8 protein-coding genes are annotated in these 8,287 nt (G+C 54.8%); 2 read left to right on the plus strand and 6 right to left on the minus strand.

Annotated features, from left to right (window positions below; all coding sequences use genetic code 11):
• Positions 1 to 391 (plus strand): ABC-type transport auxiliary lipoprotein family protein (locus AC2FNU_RS22415; protein WP_496792874.1); only part of this gene is annotated, 391 nt, incomplete at its 5' end.
• Between the two features lie 119 nt (positions 392 to 510).
• Here the strand turns inward: AC2FNU_RS22415 and AC2FNU_RS22420 are convergent.
• The 6 genes from AC2FNU_RS22420 to AC2FNU_RS22445 are packed head-to-tail and all read right to left on the minus strand — an operon-like array spanning position 511 to position 7,041.
• Entirely contained in the window at positions 511 to 2,034 is a 1,524-nt protein-coding gene (locus AC2FNU_RS22420; RefSeq protein WP_496792878.1) for a DHA2 family efflux MFS transporter permease subunit, read from the minus strand.
• On the minus strand, positions 2,031 to 3,014 hold the full coding sequence (locus AC2FNU_RS22425) for an HlyD family secretion protein (protein WP_496792879.1): 984 nt from the start codon (positions 3,012 to 3,014) through the stop codon (positions 2,031 to 2,033). Before AC2FNU_RS22425 ends, AC2FNU_RS22420 begins: the two co-directional genes overlap by 4 nt.
• A 32-nt stretch (positions 3,015 to 3,046) precedes the next feature.
• Positions 3,047 to 3,373 (minus strand): cytochrome o ubiquinol oxidase subunit IV, encoded by a 327-nt coding sequence (locus AC2FNU_RS22430; protein ID WP_496792882.1) that lies wholly within the window; start codon positions 3,371 to 3,373, stop codon positions 3,047 to 3,049.
• A complete protein-coding gene (locus AC2FNU_RS22435; RefSeq protein WP_496792885.1) occupies positions 3,366 to 3,998 on the minus strand; it encodes a cytochrome c oxidase subunit 3 in 633 nt (210 codons plus the stop codon). Before AC2FNU_RS22435 ends, AC2FNU_RS22430 begins: the two co-directional genes overlap by 8 nt.
• The gene (locus AC2FNU_RS22440; RefSeq protein ID WP_496792890.1) at positions 3,995 to 6,085 is read right to left on the minus strand and encodes a cbb3-type cytochrome c oxidase subunit I; all 2,091 of its coding nucleotides are present in this window, start codon (positions 6,083 to 6,085) and stop codon (positions 3,995 to 3,997) included. The genes AC2FNU_RS22435 and AC2FNU_RS22440 overlap by 4 nt, the downstream gene beginning before the upstream one ends.
• The gene (locus tag AC2FNU_RS22445; RefSeq protein WP_496792894.1) at positions 6,082 to 7,041 is read right to left on the minus strand and encodes a cytochrome ubiquinol oxidase subunit II family protein; all 960 of its coding nucleotides are present in this window, start codon (positions 7,039 to 7,041) and stop codon (positions 6,082 to 6,084) included. Before AC2FNU_RS22445 ends, AC2FNU_RS22440 begins: the two co-directional genes overlap by 4 nt.
• Before the next feature lie 159 nt (positions 7,042 to 7,200).
• On the opposite strand from AC2FNU_RS22445, the gene AC2FNU_RS22450 reads away from it, so the two are divergent.
• Positions 7,201 to 8,287: lytic murein transglycosylase (locus AC2FNU_RS22450; RefSeq protein WP_496792900.1), on the plus strand; the 1,087-nt coding region annotated here is incomplete at its 3' end.

Here is an 8,287-nt window from a genome sequence, read left to right on the forward strand (position 1 = left end):
ACCTCTGATCGTTCAGACGCTACTGGTGGAAAGCTACGAAAACTCTGGAAAAGTTGCCGCGGTTGGTCGTTCTACGGTTGGCCTGAGGGCTGACTATGTAATCGCACCGGACCTGCGCGAGTTTCAGGGTATAGTGGTTCAAGAAACAGAGGCCGGTAAATCGGTCCGTATCGAAGTGCGTATGAACATAAAGGTCATCGACGAATACGAGGACAAGATCATCGCCTCCAGCTCGTTTCAGGAAAGTGTTATAGCTGCAAGTGATCAAACGCCGGATTTGATCAAAGCATTTGATCTTGCCTTGGGCCGTTCCATGCGAGACGCGGTTGAATGGAGTATTCGCAGGATCAACACACATGTGGCGAACAACCCGAGGTCTGCCCCTAGCTAGGCCGTAAAACTCAGATAACGGCGAACTGATCATGCGCCTTCGCTGTTTATTGCGGAAAATCCGTTCGATCGTGTTTTGAGGCAGCTTTCATCGCCCAAGTCTAAGCATACGTGCCCAGGTTAATGTACATGAGCCGTGGTTTGGGTTCCCGGCTTGGGGGCACGGCAAAAGAACAACAACGGAATTGTCGCCAACGCCAGCAAGCCGAGATTGTTGAAAACGGTCAGGTACGAGATCAACTCCGCTTGCTTCGCAATCTCCTGCCCCAGGATCGCAGCGCCCTGAACACTGTCAGGAGTCAAACCAAGCGGGCTCAGATAAGCCTGCGCAGCTGGGTTGTACGGTGTCACGTTCTGGCTGAGAACCGCAGTATTGGTCTGAAGCCCGCGCACGATCCATGTACCGACCAGCGAGATTCCTACGGATGACCCCAATTGCCGTGTCACATTGAACAAGCCAGAAGCTTCGTCTTGCCGGTTTTGGCTGATGCTCTCAAACGCGAGGATGGACATTGGCACAAAGACCAATCCCATCCCTAACCCACTGATGGCTCCGGGCCATGCCAGTTCCCAAAACCCTGCATTAAGGTTGAGCGCCCCCATCATGAAATTGCCAATCGCAGTCAGCAACAGTCCGGCACCTGTCAACAAGCGTGGATCGAAACGATGAACCAATACCGCACCTGTGAGAACCATTGATAACCCGGCGGTTAGGCCACGCGGGATAAACAGGTGGCCCGAAGCGATAACCGGGAAATCGAGCAGGTTTTGTACAAGCGTTGGCAATATTGCGATACCGCCAAACAGTGAAACCGCGAAACCGGCGATGATCAGGTTACACAGGGCAAAATTCCGGTCCGCAAATAGGCGCAGATCAACAACTGCATCTCTGGAAACCAGCGCGTGAACTATAAATCCAATCGCTCCCAGAATTGACGCTACAACAGCCACCTGGATGACACGGGACGACGTCCAATCCATGGTTTCGCCCTGATCCAGAACAAACTGCAGGCAACCGATGCCAAGCGCCAGCAAGGCCAGACCTTTCCAATCGATCTTCACATCTTCGGTTTTGTCTTCGGGCAATTCTCCGGCAAGCAAAAGAAGGGCAAGAGCCGCCACTGGCAAATTGACAAAGAACACCATCCGCCACGAGAAATACTCGGTCAGGATTGCACCAACCGTCGGCCCAAGGACCGGCGCCACCACAACACCCAATCCGAAGATCGCCATCGCCTGCCCACGATCTTCCCTTGGGAAGGCATCAAACAGGATCGACTGTGACAGTGGGATCAAGAACGCCCCAAACATACCTTGCGCCAACCGAAAGGCGACGATGACCTCTAAGCTCCACGACAGGCCACACATCACCGACATCAGGGCAAAACCGCTGACCGCCGTCAGGATCAACCGCCGCCGACCAACACGGCGCGCCACAAAACCAGTCAGCGGCATAATGACCACGGCTGACACGATATAGCTGGTCAAGATCCAGGTGGCTTGATCGGTGGTCGCCCCAAACGCCGCCTGAATGTGGGGCAAGGCGACGTTAACAATAGTGCTGTCCAACACTTCCAGTATGGCGCTGAGGACAACAGCAACCACGATCACCCGGTTTACAGGACCGGACGTCGCCGAAGTCATTTGCCGTCCGCCGGACCTGTTGTGTCTACAACAACTTTACTGCTGCCACCGACACGCAAAGGCGCATCTGTTGGATCCAATTCGATCCTAACCGGAAAACGACGCGTGACCTTGACCCAATTTCCGCTGGCATTCTCGGATGGCAACAAAGAAAAAGTGTCCCCTGATCCGCGCCCAATGGAAGCCACTTTTCCGGTTAGTTTCACACCCGGTAGCATGTCGACCTGAACCGTGACCGGTTGACCGGGGCGGATGCGTGGCAAAGACGTTTCTTTGAAGTTCGCGTCCACCCACCAATCCGATGACTCGACGATAGAAAACTGCGGAGCGTTGGCAGAGACTGATGATCCGGGGCGCAATGTCAGGTTGGCGATCCAGCCGTCCGCTGCCGCAAAAACCTTGGTCCAGGCAAGATTTGTTTCGGCAATCTCAAGCTGCGCTTGCGATGACAGGATGTCGTCCTGCTTAGCCTCCAACCCGCTTTGTAGCGCCAACAGGCTGGATTGACTGGTCGTCAGCCGCGCTGAGGCTTGCGCGAATTCTGAGGTCGTCTGATCCAGCGAAGCTTGGGCCACATCCCCTGATGCAAACAACGCCTTCGCTCTTTCGAGGCTTTTGTTCGCCGTGTCATACGCGGATTGGGCGCTTTCGACGGCCGCTTCGGCTGCGGTTATCTGAGTGGAGTAAGACTTGGCCTGTTGCACCGCACTGTCCAAATCGGCCTTTGCCGCATCGACCGACGCTTTGAACTGAGTTTCGTCAATTGAAAACAGAAGATCGCCAGACTTTACGGGTTGATTGTCCGAAATATGAACCTCGGCGACCTGGCCAGTTACCTGAGCCGCAACATAAATTATGTTGGCTCCGATATAGGCATCCTTGGTGGATGGATACCGCTCCTCATGCCGCCAGAACAGTAACAATCCAACCCCAATGGCGACCAACATTGCGGCGATTGCTATGGTTTTGAGCGGTTTCATCGTCACTTCCTCTGGCTCGCAGTCTGAGCCACTTACATTGCGTGCATATGCATGCGTATTGCCAAATTGCCCAGGACCCAAACAGTACCAAGGATCATGATCAGCAGAACCATGGTGGAAAACAGGACCAGATGAAGGTCTTCCCGGCTGCTGCGTCGACGGTCGATATGCAGGAAATACACGAGTTGCAAAACAAGTTGGGCCAGACCGAGCAAGCCGATTGTCAGATAGACGCCGACCGTTTCGATACCGAACACATACGCCACTCCGAACATGGCGAGTGTTAGGATCAGCGACCCGCCATATCCGATCACATAGCGCCGTCTTTCGCGCCGGTGCATTTCGGACCTGTCATCCATAGGTCAGCCCTCCAAAATACACGATGGTGACAATGCCGATCCAGATCAGGTCGAGGAAGTGCCAGAACAACGCCAAGCGTACAACGCGAGAGATGATCACGTCCGTCATCCCTTTGACCCGAAGTTGGATGCCCAGAACGATCAGCCACAGACATCCGGCTGCAACGTGCAAGCCATGCAACGGAACCAAACCGAAGAATGCCGACAGAAACCCACTGCGCTGCGGGACACCGCCTTTGTCAGCCATTGCCATAAAATCACGCAGTTCAAGCACCAAAAAGCTGAGCCCCAGCAACAGCGTGACACCAAACCACAGAATGATGCGCCCGCGCGGTAAATTGTATTTCAGCGCCAACATGGCAAGACCAACCGTCAGGCTGCTGGTCAACAGGATCAGGGTCTGGGCAAAGACGCTTTTCAGGTCGAACAACTCGTGCGGACCAGGGCCGCCCGCCTGCGCATCGATCATGGTGATGTAGATCGCGAACATCAGTCCGAAATAGACCAGATCGCTCATGAGGAAGACCCAGAACCCAAAGGTAACAACTTCGGCAGCCTTATGCGCGCTTGCGTGGTGCTCGCCAAGGTTGATGCCGGGGTAACTATGTGTTGGTGCGCGCTTCACGTAACCGCCTCCAGATCAGGGCGGGCAAGGCCGCGGTTTTCCGGGGAAGTTTCATAATCCCGATCCACTGCCTTTTCGTTGTAAGCCAGCGAAAGCCACGCTTCGTGATCCCTGCGCACCTCTTCCGCGGGGATGGTGAATTCGGCGCTGTCGTCGAAGGTCCAAACAATCACTGCGAGGATCATCAACACAGTCATCAGTATAGCCAGCCACCAGATCCACCATACCAGTGCAAACATCCAAACGCCGCTAAACACACACAAGATAAAGCCAATCCCGGTGTTGCGAGGCAGCTCGATATCCTCATAAGCGTCCGGAGTTGGATACGCGGCGCCTCTTTCTTTGGCCGCAGCGAAATCATCCCGGTCAGTCACCTGCGGAATAATCGCGAAGTTGTAGGGCGGCGGGGGTGACGGGATCGACCATTCCAACGTGCGGCCATCCCATGGATCCCCCACCGGAACGCGTGTTTTTTCACGGTCCCGGATACTGACCCACAATTGGATGAGAACCGAGAACAAAGCGCACGTAATCACCAGCGCCCCGATGATGGCGACGATCATGAAGGGGTGGAAGGACGGATCTTCATAGCTGAACGAGCGGCGAGGCATTCCCATCAGCCCGACGAAATAGAGCGGCATGAAGGTCAACAAAAACCCTATGGTCCAAAGGGCGACTGTAACGCGGCCCCAGAACTCGTTCAGCCGGAAACCAAACGCCTTGGGGAACCAATAATTGTAGGCCGCCAAAAGGCCGAACAGCACACCCGGCAGCAGCACGTTGTGGAAATGCGCCACCAGAAACAGCGTGTTGTGCACCTGATAGTCCACAGTTGGATTGGCCAGGATCACTCCGCTGAGGCCGCCAATTACAAACAGCATCAGAAACGCCAGCCCATACAGCATCGGCACCGAAAACCGGATCCGCCCTCGCCACAAGGTTGCCATCCAGTCATAGACTTTCACACCGGTCGGAATGGCGATCAGCATGGTTGCAATGCCAAACACGGCATTGATCAACGCGCTTTGTCCCATGGTGAAAAAGTGATGCAGCCAGACCGTGAAGGACAGCACCGCAATCGACATCGTCGCAATGACAAGCGAGTTGTAGCCATAAAGCCGTTTGGCCGAGAAGGTCGCGAACACTTCGGAATAGATGCCATAGGCGGGCAGCACCAGCAGATAGACCTCGGGGTGACCAAACAGCCAGAACAGGTTGGCATAATTCATCATGTTGCCGCCGAGGTCGTTGGTGAAGAAATGGAAATCCAAATAACGGTCGGCCGCCAGCATCAGAGCGGCAACACCCAAGGGCGGCATCGCAAAGACAATCAGGATGGAACTGCAGATAATCGTCCAGCAATACATCGGCAACCGCATAAAGGTCATACCGGGCGCGCGCATCTTATAGATCGTTACGGCAAAGTTGATACCAGTCAGCGTAGTTCCAATGCCAGAAACAACGATGGCCCAGATCCAGTAGTCCGGGCCGACGCCGGGGTTAAAAGCTGCACCGGTATATGGCGGATACGCCGTCCAGCCACCGGTTGAGAACCGCCCGACAACCAGCGATACCATCAACATCATGCCAGACGACACCGTCAGGCCCAGACTGATCTGGTTCAGCCGTGGAAAGGCAACGTCGCGCGCGCCAATCATCAGCGGAATGACAAAATTTGCGATACCAAAGACGAAGGGCACGGCAACAAAGAAAATCATGATCGTGCCATGGGTGCTGAACAGCTCGGCAAAATGTTCGGCCTCGAGAAATCCATCTCCGGGTCCGGCAGCTTGCTGCGCGCGCATGACGACGCCTTCCAATACGCCGCGCGCCAACATCACAATGGCAAAGACGACATACATGATGCCAATCTTTTTGTGATCGACGCTTGTCAGCCAATCGCGCCAAAGCGGTGTCCACAGTCGAAACCAGCTGAGCAATCCGACCACAGCAACCACTCCAACAATCACGACGCCCGCAGCCGCATTTGCCACGATCTCATTGGCGTTGGGATCTTGAAGCAACCCGGCAATCGGCAGCGCATCCCAGCTGAGTCGGCCAAAAAATCCTGTCTCTGAAGATGTCATTTTTGCGCCTCCTGCCCGAAGGATGCAGTGCCCGGTTGTTGATCGGCAGGCAGGGCCTCGCCGCTGTGATACCGGTGCAGAACGCTGTGAAACACATCTTCTTCCAGCGTGAAGTACAAGGCATCTTGAGGCATCTGCGCCGTCCCCAAAGCCGCCTGGACCTCGTCCCTGTCGGTCCGCATCGCAAGCGTCTGATAGGTGGCAGCATTCAGTGGGATGCCGCCAGCACGCACTTTGTCGACCCACGTATCAAAGGCATCTTGGTCCATCGAAACTGTGCGGAACTTCTGTTTGGTAAAACCGCGCCCGTTATACTGCGTGTTTTCTCCCTGCATGACCTCTGGGGTATCCGCGACCAGATGCAATTGCGTTGTCATGCCCGGCATCGCGTAAATCTGACCAGCAAGAGCAGGTATCATGAAAGACTGCATCACTGTATCGGTGGTCAATGTCACGGCCACCTGTCGTTTGGTCGGAATTCCAAACTCTCCCACACTGGCAATGCCCAGATCGGGATAAAGAAACAGCCATTTCCAATCCAATCCCACCACTTGAACCCGTACAGCGGGCTCCTCACCAAAAGCCGCCGAATAGGGGTCTAGCCTGTGTGTTGCCTTCCAAAGATAGAAAGACAGGAGCGCCACAATCAAAACAGGCACGCCCCACATGACAAATTCCAGTTTGGCAGAAAAATCCCAGTCGGGGCGATAGGCGGCCGCGCCACCCTTTCGACGTCGATATCGAAACGCAATTACCGGCACCAAAACCAGAACGGGAATAACCGCCACCATAATCAGCGCAGTGGCTCTTAGAAGATGGGTTTTCTGAATTGCAGCAATCGGGCCTTGCGGATCCATGAAGCTGTCGCTGGCCAGGGCCATCGGTGGAGTTACCGTCAAAAGGATCAAAGCAACCATCACAAGCGAGGACGGGTTGGACAATCTGCCTTTGGCCATAACGCACAGCCCTCTCGTGATCCAAATTCCACCCAACTATCGGCAAATGCAAAAGTTTTCTCAAGACCTTTCCAAACCGCAGATTGCCGAGGTACAACTTCTTTCAACCTTGGGTCTCAACCGGCATCGCGTGTTGAGACCCCAACGGAGCAGAAACGCATGTTTACTTTGATGCGCAAAATACTTGTCGCCACAGGTCTTATTCTGCTCTCGCACGCTGCGATGGCGCAGGATCGTGCTGAAGTTGAGCGTCAGTTTCAGGCTTGGTTGCAGGATGTGGTTTGGCCAAAAGCCCGGGCCAAAGGGATTTCACAAGAAACTATGCAACAGGCGTTCTCTGGCGTGACTTTGAACTGGAAATTGCCTGATCTGGTTCCCCCCAGGCAAAAATCCAGAATGCCGAAAGCCCAGAAACAGGCCGAGTTCGGCTCGCCCGGTCGCTATTTCAACCCCGGATCCGTTCAAGGGGCCGCTTCCGTCGGGCGCAAAATGGCGCGACAGCATGCAAATACTCTTGCCTCGGTCGAAAGTGAGACAGGCGTTCCTGCCCGGATAATTCTGGCAATCTGGGGTCGAGAAAGCGGGTACGGGCAGGTGCCGATCCGCCACGATGCGTTCCGGGTTCTGTCCACCAAAGCTTTCATGAGCACGCGTACAGATTATTTTTTGGGCGAGCTGATCGCAGCCTTGCAAATCGCGGAATCCGGACACTTGCCCGCACAAAAGATGAAAAGCAGTTGGGCGGGTGCATTGGGCCAGCCGCAATTCATGCCGTCTAACTTTTTAACTTATGCAAAAGACGGTGATGGGGATGGGCGTGCTGACATCTGGGGCTCGCCTGCCGACACCATCGCATCTATCGGCTACTACCTCGACCAACATGGCTGGGTCAGCAACAGGGATTGGGGCTTCGAGGTGTCTGTCCCTGAAACCGTACCATGTTTTCTGGAAGGGCCCGATCAGGGTCGCCCGATTCACAAATGGGAAGAGATGGGGATACGTCGGGTTTCGGGCAGGCCTTTCCCCGCTCACGAGCGTGATGGCGCAGGATACCTGTTGATGCCAGCTGGACGGTATGGTCCGGCCTTTATTGTCACGCCGAACTTCTACGTGCTCAAGGAATACAACAAAAGCGATTTGTATGCCTTGTTTGTTGGCCATGTTGGAGACCGCATTCAATTTGGCGTCGGGGATTTTGTCGAAAGGTGGGGAAAGGTGGGGGGACTGTACCGTTCTGACATCGCGG

It is taken from the genome of Ruegeria sp. BHSB064 (assembly GCF_059613205.1).

What these genes read in the sequence shown, in the direction of transcription:
- AC2FNU_RS22430 (WP_496792882.1), bottom strand. Translation starts at nt 3,373, where the DNA reads ATGGATGACAGGTCCGAAATGCACCGGCGCGAAAGACGGCGCTATGTG.
- AC2FNU_RS22425 (WP_496792879.1), bottom strand. Translation starts at nt 3,014, where the DNA reads ATGAAACCGCTCAAAACCATAGCAATCGCCGCAATGTTGGTCGCCATT.
- AC2FNU_RS22440 (WP_496792890.1), bottom strand. Translation starts at nt 6,085, where the DNA reads ATGACATCTTCAGAGACAGGATTTTTTGGCCGACTCAGCTGGGATGCG.
- AC2FNU_RS22445 (WP_496792894.1), bottom strand. Translation starts at nt 7,041, where the DNA reads ATGGCCAAAGGCAGATTGTCCAACCCGTCCTCGCTTGTGATGGTTGCT.
- AC2FNU_RS22420 (WP_496792878.1), bottom strand. Translation starts at nt 2,034, where the DNA reads ATGACTTCGGCGACGTCCGGTCCTGTAAACCGGGTGATCGTGGTTGCT.